Source organism: Tsukamurella tyrosinosolvens (genome assembly GCF_900104775.1).
Classification (GTDB): Bacteria; Actinomycetota; Actinomycetes; order Mycobacteriales; family Mycobacteriaceae; genus Tsukamurella; species Tsukamurella tyrosinosolvens.
The window spans coordinates 3,127,569-3,147,317 of the sequence record NZ_FNSA01000003.1 but is presented as its reverse complement, the minus strand read 5'-3'; the positions used below and the strand labels follow the sequence as shown (position 1 = coordinate 3,147,317).

Sequence of the window (19,749 nt, the reverse complement as noted above, 5' to 3'; positions counted from 1 at the left end):
GCGAGCTGGCCATACTCCCACACGGGCTGCCTTGGCTGGATGTGATCAGGCTTCGGGTGATGGCACTGGCGGTAGGCGCGGAACCTGGAGGTCGCGACGGCTCTGCCGTGCGCCAGGCCTACATGTCCACCGGAGCGAAGGTGTCGTCGACAAGGTCCGCCAGCTCGGACGGCGACCGTCCGGTACTCAGCCACTCGACCGGAGACATCGGATCGCCATGCAGATGCAGGTCCACGTGCTTCCACGTCATGAAGCGAACAGCGGCAACGGCCTGGGTTCCCTCGGGGATGTGCGGGGCTACGTGGGCCCACCCCGGGAGTTCGCCGTCCTCCGTGAACTGGAACGCGGGGAATAGCCTGCGGTGGTTGTGACTGATCGAGAACAGGGTGCGATCTCCCGCTCGCTGGCGAATGCGACCCTCCGAGACACCTAGACGGTCCCCTGCTTCCTTCGTGGTGAGGCTGGTTCGGACGATGTCGAGGTAGATGAGGACCGTCTTCGTAGAGGCGCGCTCCATCACGAGCGGCATCGACTCGACGAACGACCCGGCATCGCGCAGAGCCTGCTCCTGCTCCGCGGTCATATGACGAGTATGCCCGCGACGAACCGGTCAGCACTGCCGCGAACGCCAGGCTGATCAAGTATCAGTCCCCGTCGCCGGATCACTTGGTGGCTTTGAGGACGAGGTAGGAGGCAGCGACGCCCTGCTGTGCGGCAGCCAACGTCGAGGCGTCATCGACCGCGATGTATCGCCCGTCGACTACCGAGCACGCGTAGTAGCGGCGCTCCGCACCGTTCGCGTCGGTGAGTGCCGAAATGCACCACGAGCCGGGCACCCCAGGCGCTGCCGCCTCCTCGCGCTCACCCGCCAACTTGGGTGCCTCTTGGTCGAGGCGCTTGAACAGTTGCGCCCCTTCGGGCTCAGTGGCGCGAAAGATCGTGTTCGCGCTGTGCCCGACCAGGTCGATCCCGGCTCGTCGGTACAGGTCGGTCTTCTGCTTCCAGCTTCCCGATGTCGCCATCGCCCAGGCATGGGATGTCATCCAGCCGGTGGAGTAGTACACCCCGTTCGGGTTGGCGTTCGCCAACCGCGTCCGTCGCATGATCCCGTCACGATCCGCATCGGGGTAGTTGGCGGTCGCGTTCGCGGAGAACGGGACCTGGTCAAGTCGGGGGAGTTGTTGGTCGAAGTACGCGGTCGCAAGGCGCTCAACGGTCTCGCGATTCTGAACGTTGACGAACCCGGCTCCCGCCAGGTACTCCTTGTGCTGCACCCAGAACATCGGCGATCCACCGATCTTCTCCGGCGTGCCACCCTCGAACGCCGCCGGATACTTCACCAGCGGTGCCCCCGCACCGGTGGCCGAAGCGAATCGTGAGCGCAGAGTGTCCAGCGCCGCCGCAGCTGCCGCCGGATTCGCGAACCGTACGACGACTGTGTTCATCTGCTGCTCAAGCGTCGTCGCGCTCTCACCCTTGATCTTCTGGGCGGTGTTGACGGCACCGACGTGCCCCCAGAAGGCGCTCATCATCCGGGTCCCGAGTGACAGCGGCATCATCGCGGCGTCCGGCAACACCGGGATCGGAACGTACGCACCTTCATCGAACCGAGCGTCTAACTCGGCAGGGGACACCAGGTAGTCCAAGAGCGCGTTGCTTCCTTGCACACGCGCGTCGTCGGCACGTCTGGGGCCAACAACGCGCGGCGTCGTCGGGAAGTTGCCGGTATCGAGTCTCACCCCCGCGCTAGGGTCAGCGACTGGCGTACCAGGGACGCCGGCCGAGCAGCCTGCAAGCGCCACCGACAGCGCCAGGCCGATCGCGATGAGTACCCGCCGTGTCATCTTTGCTCCTCGTTGTCGCCGTTGGTGCACATTCTCGACTGTCGCTTGAAGGACGGTTGTCTCTGGCTTGGCCGCGCCAATGGCGGGTGGGTCTTGTCCGCGGGGCGTGGGGACTGCCGAGAAGCGCGTGGAGAGGCGGTCAATCTCGTTCGTGTCCAGCGTTATCCGGGCCCCGCAGTGGGCTACTTCGCGTCCTTCAAGATGAGGTATGCCGCGGAGGTCACCTGGCGGACTCGTGCGGCTTGGTTGTCGGTGAACGCCGAAATGTATCGGCCGACTGCGATATAGCAGGTGTAGCGAGGGGTGTCGGAGCCGACCCATAGCGTGTGGCTGCGGCATTTGGCGGTAGGCAGTCCCTCGACTGCGAATGAGCGTGCTGAGGGCAGCTTGTCCAGCCATTCGCTCGCGACACGGTCGATGAACTGCTGCGCTGCTGCATAGTCTCGCGTGCGGTACACGGTGTTCTTTCCGTGTCCGACGAGATCCATCCCGGTGTCGGCGAAGATCTTGCCAGCGGTGATCGGGTTGTCGTCCCTGTGCCGGCTCGTGCGTTGCTCGTGGAACCCGTAGACGGCGTCGAAGAATCCGGCCTCCCCTTGGTCTGGGACGACCGTGAGGCTGACGATCCCGTCCTTGTCGAGAGGCAGGCCTGCCAGGTCACTGGACCCTGGGGAAGTGAACCCTGCGAGTAGGTCACGCTGAGCGTCGACGGTCTTGGCGATGAGGCTGCGGGCCTTGTTCTCGTCCGTCCCCCAGGGTGACGCGATGATCAAGTGGGGACCGACGGACGTGAGTGCCGTGAACCGGGTGTACTTGAACGTGTCGTTCGGCGGCATCTTCCGTACTGCGAGGTCTGCCCGGTCGGGTATAGCCTCGGTTGCCTTTCCTTCCGTTCGGAAGTCGGAGACTGCGACCTTGGCAGCCGCCTCGTCGGTCATGCGGATCACGTAGATCGCCAGGCCTTCATCGGTGGTCTTGGAGGCGATTGGCTATGACAGCTTGAAGAGGCCCCGGCTCGACGGCTAGACCTGGCCCCGTTTGCGACTCGCCGGTGGTGTTGCGACGGTTTGATCTGGCCCCACCTGATGGTTGCTCGTGAACATCGTTTCCGAGCCGAAGCAGGTGGTGGCCAATGATGGGATCGAAGGTGGAGCTGTTCGCGCAGATCCGGCGGGACGCCCGGGTCGAGGGCATGAGTATCCGGGCGTTGGCTCGCAAGCATGGCGTGCACCGGAGGACGGTGCGGCAGGCGTTGTCATCGGCGGAGCCGCCGCCGCGGAAGACGCCGGAGCGGTCGTCGCCGCGGTTGGACCGGTTCAAGGCGGCGATTGATGAGATGTTGCGGTCGGATCTGGATGCTCCGCGTAAGCAGCGGCACACCGCGACGCGGATCCGGGAACGCCTGGCGATCGAGCACGATGCGGTCGAGTTGTCGTATTCGACGGTGCGGGACTACGTGCGGGTCCGGCGGGCGCAGATCGAGGTGGAGGCCGGCCGCCGGACGGAGGTGTTCATCGCCCAGGACCACGCCCCGGGCGCGGAGGCGGAGGTCGACTTCGGCGAGGTCTGGGTGATCCTGGGCGGGGTGAAGACCAAGTGCCACATGTTCGTCTACCGGCTCTCGCACTCGGGCAAGGCCATTCACCGGGTCTATCCGACCGGCGGGCAGGAAGCGTTCCTCGAAGGGCACGTCGAGGCGTTCCGCGAGCTCGGCGGGGTCCCGACCCGGCATATCCGCTACGACAATCTCACCTCGGCGGTGGTCGCGGTCCTGCAGGGCGGAGACCGGCGGCGACAGGAGAACCCGCGGTGGACGTTGTTTCACTCGCACTACGGATTCGATCCGTTCTACTGCCAGCCCGGCATCGCCGGGGCGCACGAGAAGGGCGGCGTTGAAGGCGAGGTCGGATGGTTCCGCCGCAACCGGCTGACCCCAATGCCGCAGGTCGAGTCCCTCGATGAGCTCAACGAGCAGATCAAAGCCTGGGAGGACCGCGACGAGGGCCGCCGGATCGACGGACGACTGCGCACCATCGGCCAGGACTACGAGCACGACCGAGCAGCGCTCGCGCCGCTGCCGGTGGAGGATTTCGACCCGGGCCTGATCCTCACACCACGGGTCGATCGGTCGGCGATGATCACCGTTCGGATGGTGAAGTATTCGGTGCCGGCGCACCTGATCGGCCGCCGAGTCCGCGTCTCACTACAAGCCTCCCAGCTGCTGGTCTACGACGGCCGGACCCTGGTCGCGCGGCATCCACGGGTCGCCGGCCGCGGCACCGCGAAGATCGACCTCGACCACTACCTCGAGGTGCTCAAGTTCAAACCCGGTGCCCTGCCGGGATCAACGGCGTTGGCGCAGGCCCGCGCTGCCGGGGTGTTCACCGCCAGCCATGATGCGTTCTGGGCCGCCGCCCGACGAGTCAACGGCGACACCGACGGCACCAGCGAGCTGATCGACGTCCTGCTGCTGCACCGCAGCCTGCCCGCCGCGGCGGTGATCGCCGGCATCGATGCTGCATTGCGGGTCGGGGCGGTGAGCGCCGAGGTCGTCGCCGTTGAGGCTCGCCGCGCCGAAGCCCGCCTGCTCGCGCACGCCTCGGTCGCTGCCGACCAGACAGGTGGGGCCAACGCTGGCCGTCATCTCGATCGCCATGCCGAACGACGCGAGCAACGAGTTGTCAGCCTCACCCAACGACGGCTCGCAGACCCCGCGGCGGTGATCGCCGGCCTGCCACCCGACCGGCGACCGCTGCCCAGCGTTACGGCCTACGACCGCCTGCTCCCGCAGCACCGGCGACGCACTGCCTCCGACGCGCTACCTGCGTCGCTGGACCCACCACCGATTGAGTCGCTGGACCCACCACCGATTGAAAGGCCCACCCGGCTATGACCGCAACCGCCAATAAGAACCAGACGAATGCGCTGGCCCCGTCGTTGCGCCGCCGGGGCGGCCTCACCGAAGAAGCCGCCCTCGCCGCCGTTGACCAGGCCTGCCGGCGCCTACGCCTGCCGACAGTGCGGTCGATGATCGACCAGCACCTCACCGCCGCCGCCAAGCAGCAATTGTCCTACCAGGGGTTCCTCGCCGAACTCCTGCTCGCCGAAGTCGACGACCGGGACCGCCGCTCCACTGTTCGCCGCGTCAAAGCCGCGGGGTTCCCGCGGGAGAAGTGGCTGGCGGACTTCGACTTCGACGCCAACCCCGACATCGAACCCGCCACCATCCACCAGCTCGCCACCGGCGACTGGATCCGCCACGGACTGCCGCTCTGCCTCATCGGCGACTCCGGAACCGGCAAATCCCATCTGCTGATCGGATTGGGAACCGCTGCCGCCGAGCAAGGCTTTAGAGTCCGCTACACCCTCGCCACCAAACTAGTGAACGAGCTGGTCGAGGCCGCTGACGAGAAGCAGCTCGCGAAGACCATCAACCGCTACGGCCGCGTTGACCTGCTCATCATCGACGAGCTCGGCTACATGGAACTCGATCGCCGCGGCGCCGAACTGCTCTTCCAAGTCCTCACCGAACGCGAAGAGAAGAACAGCGTCGCGATCGCTTCCAACCAGTCCTTCTCCGGCTGGACAGACACCTTCACCGACCCACGACTCTGCGCCGCGATCGTCGACCGGCTCACCTACCGCGGCACCATCATCGAAACCGGCACTCACAGCTACCGCCTGGCTCACACCGAAGCAGCAGCTACCGCGGGCTAAGCGCGGCGTTCGTCCTTGACTACCGACAGATGCCGGCGCAAGGCCCGGTTCTGGTGAGTGACATAAACCACGGTCCACCGGGTCGTCAGGTTCGGCAGTGGCTCCCCGTCTTTAATCTTCACCCGGACCGATACCTGATCACCGAGCTGATCATCACGCGCGATCACGAACTCGGCATACGCACGCACCGACTCGCGATCCCAACCAGTCGGCGCAACCACACTGCGCACCCGCGGCCGCCCATCCACACCCCGGACTCTAGCGGCTCAGGGCCCCACTCAGGTGGGGCCGAATGAAACCGCCCTACCGGGGCCAGATCAACTTGACATAGCCAGGCGATGCTCCTTGTGTCCATGAATCCGTAGAGCATGCCTCGTTTGGCGATCCGGTCAGTGTCCTCGGACTCGAGAGAGATGAAGTTGCGGGCAGTCACCGCTGTCTGGGCGCCTCCGTCGGTGTAGGCGGCCTCGATGTCGGAGGGGATGACCGTGCGCTCGGAGAGCATGTTCGCGGCGAGGACTTTGCGTTGCGAGCCTGGCGCCGTGGGTGTCCGGGGCTTCGTCGATAGTCCGCCTGTGTCGAGCTTGATCGCGGCCGCGTCGGGGTCGGGCACCGCGGTGCCGGGGACGACGGTGCTGCAACCGGTAAGCAGTGTCCCGGCCGCGGCGAGGCTGACGATCGTTCGGGTCAGGTGCACAAAGTCTCCTACGGGTTCTGGGTGAGAATCGCCCATTGCGCGGCGGCCATCTGCCGCACTACGACAGCGTCGGATGCGGACACGTTCGCGTAGTAGCGGCCGACGACCATTGCGCACGAGATGTCGTCGGCCCGGTCGCCTTGGGTACACACCACGCTGTCGTTCGTGTGCAGCACGCCCTCCACGCGTTTGCGCTTCGAGGAGGCGCGACCTTGCTCGATGAACCGAAGGGCAGCGGCGTCGTCCCTCATCCGGATGACGATCCCGAGATTCCAGCCGACGAGGTCAGCCCCGGCCTCCCGTAGCAGGGGGACCAGGGGGTTGTTCCCCACACGACGCTCGAATGCCGGCAGCGTGAGTATTCCGATGATGCGCTGGTCGCGGTCTGATAGTTCCCCTCTGGACCAGAGCGCGCGGGCGAGGACCCCGTCGCGGTCAAGGGGGATCTTCGGGACGGATTCGCTGGGGGTCGGCTTGAACCGCGATGCGGCCACGGACTGCCGCGCGTATAGGTCGGCGGCCAACTGCGTCGACTTCTGGGTCGTCGGCGACTTCACGTGGACGGTGAGGATGATCTCGCCGCGTCGGAACAGCACGTCGATGACCCCTGGTTCGGTCTCGACGGCAATCCCGTTCGTCAGGTTTGGGATTGCGGCCCTGTTCGCTGCCCGGAAGTCGTTTTGAGCTGCTGTGATCGCCTCAGTGGTGTGCTCGTCGGATGCGTACCGGGCCGCACCGACTCGCACCTCCGTACTGGGCGAATCCGTGCGGTCAGCGCGTGTGAGTGCGACGCTGACCTTGGCCTTGTACGCGACGAAGTGTGCGTCCTTTGGCATCGAGTCGTCGGTCACGGATTGGACGCTCGGTGTTGCGTCATGGTCCTTGACGGCTTCGATCAAGGTCGGGTCTGCGTCCGATGGCTGTACCAGCATCTCCAGCATCCTGTTGCCCTCGGCAACCCAGGTCGAGTCTGTGCCTCCCTGCCCTGGCGAGTAGAGCATGGTCGGGTTGTCCCCAACATCCAGGCCAGCAGGCAGCCGAGAGGTCGACGAAGCTGGTGCAGATAGGCTGGACGGTGCAGTCGCTTCACCAGCGACAATCTGGCACCCAGTGACGGCGAGCAGTGCTATCAGCCCGATCCCGATGAGCCCTTGTCGCTTCATCCCCGCTCCTCACCTGTCGCACCGCTGTCTGGTGCACATTCTCGACTGCCGCTTGTTGGCGGGTTGTCTCCGGCTTGGCCTTCGCCCCATCGCTGGATCAGCTTGCCGGTGTCCGCGAGGTCGATGACACCTCCATCCCGCAGCGCCCTCCAGTATTCGCGCTGGTCAGCAAAGTAGTCCTCGACCCAGTAGGGCAGGGCGGGTACGCCTTCGTGTTCTTCCTCCACATCAATTGGACGCACCAGCTCCCTGATCGGTTCCAAACTCGCTCGCGCGGCCGGTCCCCGCGGCGATAGGCTGGTCGGCTTTGCTCCCGTCAGCCCAGGAGGCCCGCCGTGATCACGTTCAAGCTCAAGCTCGGCATCGGCGTGCACCGTGAAGATCGGTCCGCCAGCTCTCACGTCACGCACGGCGTCGCGCTGGATCTGGGGGACCGACTGCACCTGGAGATGCGGCTGCGCGCGGACTGGGATCCGAAGGTTCTCGAGCGCTCCGACGACCGGCGTGGGATGTACACCGGTGCCACCGCGTGTGTCGGTCCCCTCGCGCTGCACGGGGCGTGGCGGACCCTGACCTACGGCGAGGCTGTGGGCGCACCGCCGTACCTGCGGGATCCCGCGTTCGACTGGGTGATCGACGAGCTGGATAGCAGCTTCAACGCGCTGGCCATCGCCTCGCTGAAGTACCACTGCGACTGGTCCATCTGCGACATCGGAGACGAACGCCGTACCAAGTTCCGGCAGCTCATCGTGCGACTCCAGGAGCCCGCGCCGACCTACACGGAGGCCGAGATGGCTGTGTTCGACGCAGCCGGTCCACGATTCCGACACTCTCGGGTAGGTGGACCTGTCACGATGCGCCCGTCCACCCCGGCGGAGCGCGAGGCGCACGAGGATTGGCGAGCTCGTGAAGCCGCGTGGGAGGAGCGGCTCGATCAGGCTCGTCGGGACTTCGTGGACGTGATGCGGGAGCTGTGGTCGTGAGGGGACCTACGGTGGCGGGGCAACTCCTGACTCGGCACGAAGATTTACAATCACTGGCTCAGCATGTTTCGCCTATCGAGCAGCACTGACACGATGATTCAAATGTGACAATCAGTGCATGGCACCAGGCGAGATCATCGAGGCGATCCGCTCTGCGGTGAACCAGATCGACGGCGTGGACGCCGCGTACATCTTCGGATCCTGGGCGGCGCGGTACAGCGGGATAGACGGTCCCCCTCCGAGCGACATCGACGTACTGCTGATCGGCACCGTAGAGCGCCGCGCCGCGAGCGCTGTCTCGGCCGAGCTGACCCGCAGACTGGGCCAGGACGTCAACACCTACCGGGTCAGCACGCAGATGTGGGAGTCGAACCTCCCCGACGCCTTCACCGAAGACGTGCGCGCTCATCCATTGATCCTGCTGCTCAACGACTTTGAGGTCGCATATCGCGATTCTGAGGTTCGCCGGATTGTGGACGAGTCGCGTGCCTCCAGTATGCGCATCGCTTGGAAGCCAGGCCCGCCCAACTGACCGCCAGCAGGCCAGCTTGCTGGCTGGCAGGCAAGGAGGACGCAGGACCCCGGCTCAGTGTCGACTACCGGTCGCGGTACGTCTGCTCGGAGCGGTTCCGATCTGCCGCAGCGGCGGCAGCCCACCACCACAGTGCGTACAGCCGGGCCTGGGCGACGGTGAATTCAGCGTCTTCGGTGAAGACACGTGGATCGTCGTCCGCAACCCAGAGCGGCCCGAACGAGATGCCTCCCTCGTCGTCACGCACACCTAGGGGACCGTCGGTCTCTGCTAGTCGGCGATCCAGCTCGTCGCTGATCCTGTGCTCTTGCTCATTCATGATGGTCACCGGTTCCTCTCGACGCAGCGTGTCATGTCATTGAACCGAGGAGCGCCGGCCGAGACGGGTACCTCTTGCCCGAAGGGCTCACGCGGCGCGGTGGGACCTGACCTTCAGGGTGATCGACGGTCCGCTCAGCAACGCTCGTGGGTCCGCTCGGTGATCTCCGTTACGCGGATCGCGGCTAGCAGGCGGTGCGGTTGGCGCGCAAGCGACACGCTGAAATTGGTGGTTTCTCAGGTGAATCGGCGGATCTACTGTCGGTCCCCCCCACGCTAAGCGGCCTCTTGCCAATTTGCGGCGTGTCCATTCCGCTGCGCCGCTCTGGCGGGCATGGTTGAGGCCGCGCGGTCGCCGTGACCGCGCCTGCGCGACAGAAGGGAGGTGCTATGTCGACACCTACGCGTAAGCCCCGCAAGAGGAAGCGGAAGCCGGGCGAACGTTGGGCGATTGCGACGTTCGCTGTCAACGCCACCCGGCTCGCGATCGAGCTGTTCACGCTCTGACTCCACCACCCCAACACAAAGGACGATGAAGCCCCGCCGACCTGTTCCAGCAGGCAGCGGGGCTTCATCGTATCGCGGGCGATGTCCAGAGTCTCGGGGCTGCGCCCATCGCATCAACGGTCCCCCTCAACGAGGATCGATCCCGTACCGGCGGCGTGTGCGTGCACCGAGTTCCGCGGCGGTGATGCGCCCGAGGATGTAGTCGGCCTGATCCGCGCGCAGCGCGTCGGTACTCCGCCCGCCTTCCAGCTCCGTGCTCCGCCGAACCGATTCGACGGTGCGGATCCGACGGAGGATCTCCCGTTCGCTGATCACTCGGCGGCTCCGTGTTCCCACGGCAGATAACCGATCTCGTAGGCGTACGGGAAGAGGCTCGTTCCGTCGTTGATCGGAAGATCCATCACGGTCTCCAGCAGGGAGTCGACTGCGGCTTCGGCCACCGCGCGATCCACTCCAGCAAGGACGTGACAAGCGATGAGGATCCAGATGGTGTCGTGCACGATCAGTCCACGGTCGAGAGCCTCGTTGAACGCCACCCGTTCGTCCAGTACCGCGACAAATTTACGTGCGGTGGCGCACGCGATGACCGCGCACTCGCCGATGTGCTGTTCAGGTGTTTCCGGGTCCATCTCGATCTGCAGGGTCAGCATGTCGGCGTACTCGTCGTTGGTGAGAAATACCCGATCGTAGCCCTGCGCGTTGTCGATTCCAGGGATGCTCGGGTATCTGTCCCGCCCCCTTTCGATCTCCGTCTCGACCTGGGCTGGGATGAGTACTACGGACCCGTGTGGAGCTACCTGTAGAAGGAGGTCCTCGACTCCCGCTCGGTGGAAGTGAGTGAAAGTGCTGGTGTCCATCACCCACTGCGCTGTCACGACGAGGTTCCGCCCACAACCGTGAACGGACGGTCCTCCCGTGGTCGCAGATCGGTGTCGGAGATCGATCCGCGCAGGATCCTCAACGCTCGATTACGCGTGATCTTCGCGTCGTCGTAGCCGCGGACAGCGGCGGCGGCGAGGGCAGGGGAGAGCTGTGGGGACGTGAGGTCGCCAGGCAGCTCGATCTGCAGGGCGGCGAACTCACTCGGCTTCGGATACTCCCGTGCCAGCTGATCTCGCGCCTCGAAGCTGATCAGATCGAGATTACGCAGCTGGCTGACGAGGGCCGTCCACGAGATCTGATACGTTCCCGCGACGCGAATCGCGCGGGTGCGCTCGGAGTCGCCGGGGTGGGCATACCAGAGTCTGCTCACGCCTGTTCGAGGAGCAAGGATATGGACTGCAAGAGATTTCACCATTGTCTCCGAATCGGAGCTGTGACGGTCGTACACGTCTCCGACAAGACGATGCGCGAGCTCGTGAATCGCGGTCATCCGGACCCTGGCGATCGGCTGACTGCCGTTAACCACGGCGGCAGCTGCGGACGCGACTGATCCAGTCTCCGCGCGGTCATCGGATTCGATGTCGACGCATGCACCGTCGCCGTTGTCCTTCCCGTACTGCGCAAAGTAGATGTACATCCCGAACTTCTCGCACGTCGCGCCGACGTTGCTGATCGGCTCGTCACCCATCCCCACGGATCGGCGGGCTTCCCGGGCGATTCGCTCGGCGTCAGCGTGCGTGAGCGGGGGGCTCCATCGGTGGAAGTGCACCATGAAGTTGAGCAGCTTCTTACGCTGCAGGAATCGAACGTCATCGGCCAATAGACTGACGTCTTCATCCAGGTGTTTCGTGATCTCAGGGTCGTACCCTGCGTCGGTCCGGCGGCTGATCAAGGCAGGGACTGGCTCTGCAACGAACCACTGGAGCGGTCGGTTCAGCAGTTCCGCCAGTGCGAACATTTCGACGGCGGTCACTCGACGATCGCCCGACTCGATCCGGCTTACCGCCGTGCGGTCACCGAGATCCAGGTACTTCCGCACATCCTCCTGCGACACGCCTGCTGAAACCCGGGCTTCCTGGATCCGCTTGCCCAGTCCCTTCGCGTCCATGTGTGTGATTTTCGCACACATGCGCCTCCCCATCAACGATGAAGCCCCTGACCAGTCTGATCAGGGGCTTCATCGTCTACTGACTCAGTTCACGCATCACCCGACGGCGTATCCGCGGAACGGACGCTGCTGGGGACCGTCGCCCTCCTTCGGCTGTTCCGTGGCGGGCTGCTGCGGCTGGACCTTCGCGTCGTCACCTTGCGGCACGTACGCGGAGCTCGGGGGCGGGCCCGCGACCGGAGCGTTCGGCTGCTGTGCGTGCTGCCCCGACCCGGCCTGGCTACCGCCGCTGTCCGGCTTGGCCGCGGTGTCGGCCTGCGTCTGCTGCGCCGGGGGAGTGCTCGGCTGCTCACCCGCCTGCGGACCGCCGGGCTCACCAGGAGCGGGAGCACCGGGCGGAGGCTTCGGCTTGCCGTCGTCGCCCAGATCCTGCTGGCCCTGCGGCGGCTGCTGTCCGCCGCTCTGGCCCTGACCGCCGTCGCCCGCGGGCTTGGCGGGCTGGTCGCCACCGACCGCACCCTGTTCGCCGATCGGCTTGCCGGTGGCCGGGTCGACCGCGGGCACCTGGTGCTGATCGTTGGGCCGGGCCTGCCCGTTGTCGTGTGCGGTGAGCGAGTCCCGCTGATCCTGCGTGAGGTCGACCTCCTTCGGCAGATCCGGCAGCGGGGTCTCGTAGATCTTCCCGTTCGCGTCGAGCAGCTCCTGCAGCGGCTTGACCTCGCCGGTACCCATGAGCACCTTGTCGTCGCCGATGTACATGCCCGAGCCCTTCTCGGAGACCACGGTGTCGCCGATCCGGATGTCCTTCTTGTCGACCTCGTCGCCGAGCTCGTCGACGTTGATCCCGGCCTCACGCAGCGCCTCGATCACCGACTTCGGATCGTCGGGTGTGCCGTCCTCCAGGTTCAGCATGACCTCGCCGAGGCGGGCATCGTCGAGCTTGATGGGCAGGTCCGGCGAGACGTCGAGCTTCATCTCGAACGGTCGGCGCGTCAGCTCGGACATCGGGATCGCGCCCTTGTCGACCTTGCCGTCCTTGTTCCGGTCGACCGGCGTACCCGTCGAGTCCAGCTGGTGCTTACGCGGCTGCTCGCCGGTCTTCGGGTCCCCGTTCGGCGATGCCGGAGTGGCCGTGCCGATGGGCGAGCCGGGAGCGGGAGCGTCCTTCTCCGCGGCCTTGCCCGCCGGGGTCTTGTCGAACTGCGGCTTGTCGACGTCCGGCTTCTTCTCCGCCTCCGGCTTGACCCCGTTGAGCAGATCCTGCAGCTGCTTCTGCTGCTGCGGAGTGGTCTGCGCGAGCGGGTTCTGCTGGCCCTGCCCCGTCTGCGGCATCGTCGGCATCTGCGGAGTCTGCGACTGCTGCGGAGTCGCCTGCTGCGGCTGGCTGCCCGCACCCTGCAGAGCCTGCAGGAGCGTGTTCGGGTCGATCTTGCTGCCCGGCTTCTCCTTCGACGGCGATCCGCCGGGAGCCTCCTTGCCGCCGGGGGACGGGGTGCCAATTGGTTTGGGACCCTTGGCAGGGTCTCCGGGCGGCGCGCCACGGTAACGCTCGGCTCTGCCGGTCGGCGTTCCGCCGCCGCGTACCAGTGGGAGCCCGCCGGCCTTGAACTGCGGTCGCATCGATGGCACGGGGCGCAGAGCATTGGTTACCGCGTCGATCGCGAGGACCGCCGCGCCGATGTCCTTGCCATCCAGTGCGATCTGCACCGGAGGTACCTCCGCGAAGACGCTCGAAGTGGCATCCTTCCCCTTGGTGTACCGCTCGTCAGCAGCTTGTGCAATCAGCCGTCGCTGCTCACGGAGCTTGGCGCGGAAGGTCGCGAACAACGCGGCTCCGCCTCTGCCTATTTCCGTGATCCTCGGCGACACCTGTGATGCCAGCGCGATCGCTTCGGTGGCCGAATCCAGCGTCTTTAGGGGCTTCTCCATCTCGCGCTGAATGATCGGTTCGTCGGACCTGCACGCTTCACGGAGTGCGTCCACTGCGACCTGGATCCGCTGCTGCGACTCGACGAGCGACATCGCGGTGTCCCACAAGCGGGGGATGGACCTACCCGTTGGCAGCTGAGCGCCGGCAGGCTTCCATGCGTATGCCGCGGGCACCGCAAAGTGGGCCTGATTCACCTGCTCGATGGCCTTGTCCATCCCCGTGAGTAGGTCGGACTCGATCGGCGTGACCTCGGCGGCGAGATCGCCCTGCAGCCAGATCCTGCCGCTGCCAGGAGGGAGATCGCCGCGCCCGCCGAGGGGACCGTCGTCCGTGGCCCTCGCTGGTGTATCAGGCGGTGCGGGCGGGGAAGCCGGCTTGTCCTTCGAAGTGGCGGGCTTGACGGGCTTCTCCACGGGGTAACCCGCTTCGCGCGCGAGTCGGTCGGGATCAATCGACGTCTTCCCCAGGGCTTCGATGTAGCGCTCGGCTGCACCGCGGTCACCGCCAAGAGCGACAACCGATTCGAGGATCTTGTCACGGTTGTGTCTGAGCTGCGTTGCCGCTTCGGGGCCGGGCGTCCCGCTCGCCCGGTTGTACTTGTACAAAGCAGTATTCAGCTGCTCGCGTGCTTCATCGGGCGTCATGCATACGAGTCAACCTGATGATCTACGCAATCGCCGTGTGTGACGCGGAAAGCTGTTCTTCAGCAGGATGATTCAAGCTGTGTACGATTCAACTGATGGAATCTTGTTGGCAGAGGACAGGATCTGACCTGATCTGATTGTCAACTGGGGCGGTACCGCGAAATCAACCTGAGGAGACCCGCTTCATGCCCGCACCCAACTTGTTCCTGATCTACGTCCGCGATGCGCAAGACGCTACCGGGTTCTACAGCGACCTGTTCGAGATCGAGCCGACCTTCACCAGTCCCCACTACGTGGCTTTCGAGGTAGCCCCCGGCGTCCTGTTCGCGTTGTGGACAGGCGGCGGCGAACACGCGGTCCCGACCACCCCTCGCACGAGCGAAGTCGGGCTGATGGTGCCGGGAGGACGGCCCGCGATTGACAAGATCTTCACGAGCTGGGTCTCGAAGGGAGTCCATGTGGTGGAGGAACCGTTCGACGCCGTCTTCGGCCGAACGTTCGTGATCACGGACCCCGACGGCAACCTCATCCGAGTCTCGCCGGTGGACTGAGCGGGCGGCTACTACTGGAATACCTTGGGAAGCACTCTCTTCCAGTTCCTGAGGTCCCGCTCGTATCTGCGATTTGCCTCTGTGGCCTCGCGCAGCACGGCCGGTTCCACGCCAGCAGCGAGGAGTAGGCGCACCGTAAGCATCCAACGGAGTGAACGGTTCACTGCGTGCATAGTCGCCATGTCCGTGTCGTCGTTGCGAAGCCCGTGAGCGAGGCCGACTCGTTGCGCAGTGACGACCTGCTTCCACCGATTCAAACGGCCGATGCACGATGGAACTGCGGCGAATACTGGTTCTGCCAGGTCGGCCATGCGCGACGGGAATGAGGGCTCGAAGAGATACGTCCCCAGGGCATCGGACAGGATATCGTGCACATCGCTCGGGAGCGTCGCATCAACGAGTCCAGCCAATCCTTGTTCGACTGTCGCGCTAGACAATCTGCGGGCGTCCGGGAACAGGCAACGGTGCAACGTCTCCGCCGCTGTACAGAGACTCAGAGCCTCCGTCTCGACTGTCATGAACTCACCGGCGTATGCGGCGGCGAGGATCTGCGGCACAGGTGACGTCTGCTTGACGATGGCCAGCCAACGACCGATGAAGTCGGGGCCACCCGCGGACGTGACGGCTAGGAGAAGATCCTTCGTGTCGCGTGGAGCAGAAGGATCGACGACGTACCCATAGACGGCCGCTGACCTGTCCTCACCGTCTTCAACCCTCAGGCCCCGTACCGAACACTCCTCGCCCGTGAGGATCGTCAGCAGGCTAGCCATCGGAATCGCGAGGTCGGAAACGACCTCGGGTAGTCGTGCGCCCTGATCCAGGCCGAACCGGACCACCGTGTCAGTGGTGATCTGAACGTCCCGTCGGCCGGGTGGTGACGACCTCACCGCGGGAGCCAGAGTGACGGACCCCTTGTGGGGAATCTCGGTGCTTCCGACTACGGCATCCGGGGGATCGAGGACCCACCGCATCGGAAACAGGCCTTGCTCCGGCAGCTCAGGGTGGACGCTCGGCAGATCCGCGAAGCGATGCAGCCCCGTCACGTCGAGGGTCACCGAGGTGAAGCCGACGTCTTCATCCGGGAACTGGGTGCCCATGAGGCACCACTCAGCGGAGAGGACTTCTCGTCCTGCCTCCTCCCGGCCCGGAGAAGAGAAACCAATCATATTGCGCCGCAGGGAGTCGATCTGCCACAGAGAGACTCCCTGTGGACTGCTGACAACGGTTCCCAAGATCACGGCCTCGTCGGTGATGAGTTCGTCGTTCGACGTTCCTGTGAAGCGCCCTGGGGTCGACTCCGTCCACTTGGTCATGGGGTTGAAGGACGGACTGACTTCGAGTTCGACCCGACCGGGGCGGTAGCGCAAGACTCCGGTCCGAACGACCTGGCTCTTGTCGGGGTCCGTGCCGTCAGGCAGCTTCGGAACGACTACGAACTGGCCGATCGACTCGCTGTCGGTGGTGGGAAACTGGTCAGCCATCGCTCGAATCTAACCTGGCCGGCTCCAAGAGATCGGTCTTACACCAATAGCGGTCACGATGCGTCAGCGGTGGCCCTCAGGAGAAAGGCTCGCAGCGCGTCGGTGATCTCGGTGACGTCGGAATCAAGGTCGAGTGTGTACTTGCCGTACGTGACGACGTTGTCCGTGATCAGCGACGTGTGCTCGAAGATGGTCGCCGCGTCTTCATTTGGTTCGTTCCGCACCCTGCCTAGCGCGCGGTCTTCGATGTGCTCGTACGCATTGCGGATCTCGGTTACCGCAGCTATTCGGGTGCTGACAGCGTCCGGAACGGGCGTAGCCACGCCGATCAGCTTGCTCATCCGAATGCACATGTCCATCGCGCGGCTCAGGGACACTACGGCGAGCTCGACGATCCCGATCATCTCAAAGAGCGCCCTCCGGGTGGCGGGCCAGTGCGTGGGTTCGAAGTCGAGCGCGCTCGCGGCCTGAGTGAAGAGTGACTGTGCTCGGTCAAGTCTGCGCGCGGCGGCAAGCAGGTAGCGCGACCGTTCCTCTGGCACGTCGGGGACCGTCGCAAACCAGGTGAAGAGAACTGGGGTGATCGGCACGTACCCCTCGTTACCTCGCGACTCCAACTCGTTGATCGCGAGCAACTCAGCTACCGGCTCGAATGTCACCTGTCCGCCCGGACGTACATGGACCCTGCGGCCGTCGTCGTGCTCGCCGAAACGTAAGACGCGAGCGTTGTTCGATCCCGGCCCGTCGTCGGGGACCAGGCGTGAGGAGAACATCAGGTTGTCGCCGGTCTCACCTGAGTAGACAGCCGAGTGCGAGATCGGTGTCATCACGACGATCGTCTCGCCGTCATAGACCGGCGACAGTGTCGGCGGTGGGTCGCAGGGATCAGTCTCGCGGACGTACACGGTGTCACCCTCCCGCTCAACGAACATGAGCTCGACCTGCTCGTCGGTGTCGTCCTTCCGGGCGAGCCACGGCAGGTAGGCAACAATCGAGCGCTCATCATCCATGAGGTGATTCTTCCGGATCTGGTCCGCGTTCGAGCGGCGCCGGCTGACTCGGTTCATGCATCGAGGCATCCACGTTGGCAGTGACAGCAGTGAAACCGCGCGTGCCACAAGAGTGACTCAGTTCAGGTACCGCAGGCTCATGCCTCCGCTAGAAGGTGATGAAAGTAGTGAAAGTGGTGAATCGACTCGCCTCGATGCGACCCAGTTTCACCACTTTCACTACTTTCATCACTGCCCTATGTCCTCTCCAGGCGGCGATACTGGCCACGCGCGACCTTCTCCAACCGCCCAGCGGCGACAGCCGCGTTCAGCACGTTGCTGACCGACTTCGCGTCGAGTCCGGTCTGAGCGGCGACTTCGCCTGGTGTGATCGCGCCATCGCTCGAATTGACGATGTCGAGAATGCCCAGGGAACGGCCGCCGAGCTGACCACTAGCCTCCCGCGTAGAAAGAGCCCGCTGAGCGGCGTCAAGCGATCCGCCGTCGAGCGTCCAGAGTCCGTCCGCCGTTGTCAGTGCGACCTCGCGCTCGGTGACGTCTCGCCCCGTGATCGAAAGCTGCCCGGCAGACGTTCCGCGCTTCCGGCTGAGCACCAGGACGAAGTCGGCCGCACCAGCCAGTCCGTGCGTGCCGCTCACCGCGTCGACGAAGTCGCCCCCGGTCCCAGATCCGGATTTCCGTGTGTGGTGCACGATCAGCATCGAACTGCCGGGCAGCCCGTCCACCAGTGCCTTGAGCTCACTCATAGCGTGGTAGTCGTGCTGATACGCGCTCGCCCCCGGACCGGGGCCAGTCCCACGAGTCTTGCCGAGCGTGTCCACGATGATCAGTGGCTGCGCGTCGCGGTGGCGATCCAGCCAGGCGGAGATCGTCGCAGCAGCCATGCCCGGCTGGATCGCGGTCATATAGTCGAACCCGCTGGGCAACGGAGCCTTGCCGTGCAGCTGTCTCATCCGGGTCTGGAGGCGACGGTCTCCGTCCTCAAGCGCCAAGTAGAACACCGGACGCTTCTCGCAGGAAAGGCAGCCGAGTGCTCGTCCACCGGCGGCGACGGCGAGCGCTACGGCGAGTACGAACCACGACTTGCCAGCCTTGGGGGGCCCGACTATAAGCCCGCACCCTTCGGTAACGACTCCGGGCACCAGCTCGACGAGGGGAGCAAACGTCTGCTGATCGAGCCATTCCGCGCTGCGGATACTGGCGAGCAGATCCAGAGCCGCTGAAGGCGTCGGCTGGGTAGTAAAGATGGCCGGGAGCGGAGTGACGGAGGCGAGAGCAGGTCGCGCCGCGGCAGCGGGAACATCGACGCCGCCGACCGCTGCAGCGAGCGGAGCGCGGTTCGGGGTGGATTCCACACGCACGCCGCCAGCCGGGACCACGCCGTCCGGCAAGATCATCGGCTCGGGTTCGGACCAGCGCTTCGGCCACTCGACACCAATCTGCTCGGCGAGCTCGTCCATCGACTCGCGGATCGAATGACCCCGCAGGGCCGCGGCCAGCCGGAGCCGAGAGCAATGGTCGGTATCGAGTCCGAGGTCCGCCTTCATCGTCGAACTCCACACGGCGGCGGCCGATCCCACGGAGGCGCAGTCATGCAGGACCGCGGAGCGCGCGTTTGCCGATCCGGCCCAGCTATAGGTCGGGCAGCCGCACGCATCGGCTCCGCTTGGGCTCAACCGGGCATCGCCGTCGACGACGGCGTCCCACGGAATGCTGTCGACGACGACATCGAACTCGTCAGAGTCCCCGGCCGTCTCACGGGCAGGACGCTCCGCCAGCTTCCCGACCATCGGACCAGCCCCGGCAGGAGCGGGAACACTCGCCTCGAGCAGCCAATCGGGCGCATCCTGGATCATCGGCGCGCCACCGGGATCGAGCGGACTACCCGCGATCGGCGCGTACGAGCGACTGTTCAAGTTGGTCGGGGGGAGGACGGCGAACCGTCGACCCGCAAGCACCTCCAGCGTCCCTCCATCCCCGACCGGAAAGCCCGGAGCGGTATGCAACTCGCGGTCGATACCTGTCGGTACGCGGAGGTACACGTGGCGGCCACCGAACTTCTCGGACTGGCGGTCCTGCGAATTGGCCGTCGCCACCGTCGGCGCGAATCCGAGCTTGACGAGGTAGTCCGTTGCGGCAGCGTCCTCCGCGTCGAGTACCACCAAGCGACTGGCGCCGAGATTCACACCCAGGCCGCCGCCGCGCGCAACCCACTCGGTGGCCGCTTCGGCAGTCATCCGCGGCGCGTCGGGCCACCCTGCCTCAAATGGTGCCTTCGAATCCGGACGGAGCGGCAGCAGGTGGAAATCGAGCTCGAGCAGTCGGTTGACGGTATGCGCTACAGTCATGGTGGTGTTCCTTCGTCTTGGAGAGGATGGGGGG

18 protein-coding genes are annotated in these 19,749 nt (G+C 65.3%); 5 read left to right on the top strand and 13 right to left on the bottom strand.

The features are described from left to right. Positions 1-118: 118 nt before the first annotated feature. The 3 genes from BLW32_RS17565 to BLW32_RS17555 all read right to left on the bottom strand — a co-directional run bounded on the left by BLW32_RS17565 (position 119) and on the right by BLW32_RS17555 (position 2,803). Positions 119-583 carry a sigma factor-like helix-turn-helix DNA-binding protein gene (locus BLW32_RS17565; protein ID WP_068738911.1) on the bottom strand — a complete coding sequence of 155 codons (465 nt, stop codon included), beginning with the start codon at positions 581-583 and terminating at the stop codon, positions 119-121. Between the two features lie 79 nt (positions 584-662). After that, entirely contained in the window at positions 663-1,844 is a 1,182-nt protein-coding gene (locus tag BLW32_RS17560; protein WP_139286243.1) for a DUF7373 family lipoprotein, read from the bottom strand. A 182-nt stretch (positions 1,845-2,026) separates the two neighbouring features. After that, entirely contained in the window at positions 2,027-2,803 is a 777-nt protein-coding gene (locus tag BLW32_RS17555) for a DUF7373 family lipoprotein (RefSeq protein ID WP_437441753.1), read from the bottom strand. Between the two features lie 176 nt (positions 2,804-2,979). On the opposite strand from BLW32_RS17555, the gene istA reads away from it, so the two are divergent. Together istA and istB are read left to right on the top strand one after the other, a co-directional pair. Beyond that, positions 2,980-4,737, top strand: coding sequence for an IS21 family transposase (gene istA, locus BLW32_RS17550; protein WP_231703188.1), 1,758 nt, complete (start codon positions 2,980-2,982; stop codon positions 4,735-4,737). Then, positions 4,734-5,561, top strand: coding sequence for an IS21-like element helper ATPase IstB (gene istB, locus BLW32_RS17545; RefSeq protein WP_068526535.1), 828 nt, complete (start codon positions 4,734-4,736; stop codon positions 5,559-5,561). The genes istA and istB overlap by 4 nt, the downstream gene beginning before the upstream one ends. Here istB and BLW32_RS27205 read toward each other — a convergent pair. Then, the gene (locus BLW32_RS27205; protein ID WP_133298647.1) at positions 5,558-5,809 is read right to left on the bottom strand and encodes a hypothetical protein; all 252 of its coding nucleotides are present in this window, start codon (positions 5,807-5,809) and stop codon (positions 5,558-5,560) included. The two genes, istB and BLW32_RS27205, sit on opposite strands and share 4 nt — an antisense overlap. Before the next feature lie 457 nt (positions 5,810-6,266). Further along, positions 6,267-7,259: a DUF7373 family lipoprotein gene (locus tag BLW32_RS17535; RefSeq protein ID WP_068739940.1), complete on the bottom strand. Its 993-nt coding sequence runs from the start codon at positions 7,257-7,259 to the stop codon at positions 6,267-6,269. Between the two features lie 497 nt (positions 7,260-7,756). Here BLW32_RS17535 and BLW32_RS17530 point away from each other — a divergent pair, with 497 nt between their 5' ends. Both BLW32_RS17530 and BLW32_RS17525 read left to right on the top strand, forming a co-directional pair. After that, the gene (locus BLW32_RS17530; RefSeq protein WP_068739939.1) at positions 7,757-8,404 is read left to right on the top strand and encodes a hypothetical protein; all 648 of its coding nucleotides are present in this window, start codon (positions 7,757-7,759) and stop codon (positions 8,402-8,404) included. 118 nt (positions 8,405-8,522) lie between these two features. Beyond that, the gene (locus tag BLW32_RS17525) at positions 8,523-8,936 is read left to right on the top strand and encodes a nucleotidyltransferase family protein (RefSeq protein WP_068739937.1); all 414 of its coding nucleotides are present in this window, start codon (positions 8,523-8,525) and stop codon (positions 8,934-8,936) included. Positions 8,937-9,000: 64 nt separating this feature from the next. On the opposite strand, the gene BLW32_RS17520 is transcribed toward BLW32_RS17525, so the two are convergent. The 5 genes from BLW32_RS17520 to BLW32_RS17500 form a co-directional block, all read right to left on the bottom strand. Further along, complete coding sequence (locus BLW32_RS17520) at positions 9,001-9,264, bottom strand: hypothetical protein (RefSeq protein ID WP_068739935.1); 264 nt, start codon at positions 9,262-9,264, stop codon at positions 9,001-9,003. Positions 9,265-9,887: 623 nt separating this feature from the next. Then, positions 9,888-10,076: an antitoxin VbhA family protein gene (locus BLW32_RS17515; RefSeq protein ID WP_068739933.1), complete on the bottom strand. Its 189-nt coding sequence runs from the start codon at positions 10,074-10,076 to the stop codon at positions 9,888-9,890. Beyond that, the gene (locus BLW32_RS17510; protein ID WP_139286240.1) at positions 10,073-10,618 is read right to left on the bottom strand and encodes a PIN domain-containing protein; all 546 of its coding nucleotides are present in this window, start codon (positions 10,616-10,618) and stop codon (positions 10,073-10,075) included. The genes BLW32_RS17515 and BLW32_RS17510 overlap by 4 nt, the downstream gene beginning before the upstream one ends. 14 nt (positions 10,619-10,632) lie before the next feature. Next, the gene (locus tag BLW32_RS17505) at positions 10,633-11,751 is read right to left on the bottom strand and encodes a helix-turn-helix domain-containing protein (protein ID WP_068739930.1); all 1,119 of its coding nucleotides are present in this window, start codon (positions 11,749-11,751) and stop codon (positions 10,633-10,635) included. Between the two features lie 96 nt (positions 11,752-11,847). Further along, positions 11,848-13,458: a hypothetical protein gene (locus BLW32_RS17500; RefSeq protein ID WP_068739928.1), complete on the bottom strand. Its 1,611-nt coding sequence runs from the start codon at positions 13,456-13,458 to the stop codon at positions 11,848-11,850. A gap of 1,052 nt (positions 13,459-14,510) precedes the next feature. Between BLW32_RS17500 and BLW32_RS17495 the strand changes: the two genes are divergently transcribed. After that, a complete protein-coding gene (locus tag BLW32_RS17495) occupies positions 14,511-14,876 on the top strand; it encodes a VOC family protein (RefSeq protein ID WP_068739926.1) in 366 nt (121 codons plus the stop codon). An 11-nt stretch (positions 14,877-14,887) separates the two neighbouring features. Here BLW32_RS17495 and BLW32_RS17490 read toward each other — a convergent pair whose 3' ends face one another. From BLW32_RS17490 to BLW32_RS17480, 3 genes are all read right to left on the bottom strand, one after another. Next, positions 14,888-16,357, bottom strand: coding sequence for an ApeA N-terminal domain 1-containing protein (locus BLW32_RS17490; protein ID WP_068739924.1), 1,470 nt, complete (start codon positions 16,355-16,357; stop codon positions 14,888-14,890). Positions 16,358-16,410: 53 nt separating this feature from the next. Next, positions 16,411-17,367 (bottom strand): hypothetical protein, encoded by a 957-nt coding sequence (locus BLW32_RS17485; protein ID WP_074850664.1) that lies wholly within the window; start codon positions 17,365-17,367, stop codon positions 16,411-16,413. Positions 17,368-17,603: 236 nt separating this feature from the next. Beyond that, positions 17,604-19,715 carry an AAA family ATPase gene (locus tag BLW32_RS17480; RefSeq protein ID WP_074850662.1) on the bottom strand — a complete coding sequence of 704 codons (2,112 nt, stop codon included), beginning with the start codon at positions 19,713-19,715 and terminating at the stop codon, positions 17,604-17,606. Positions 19,716-19,749: the final 34 nt, after the last annotated feature.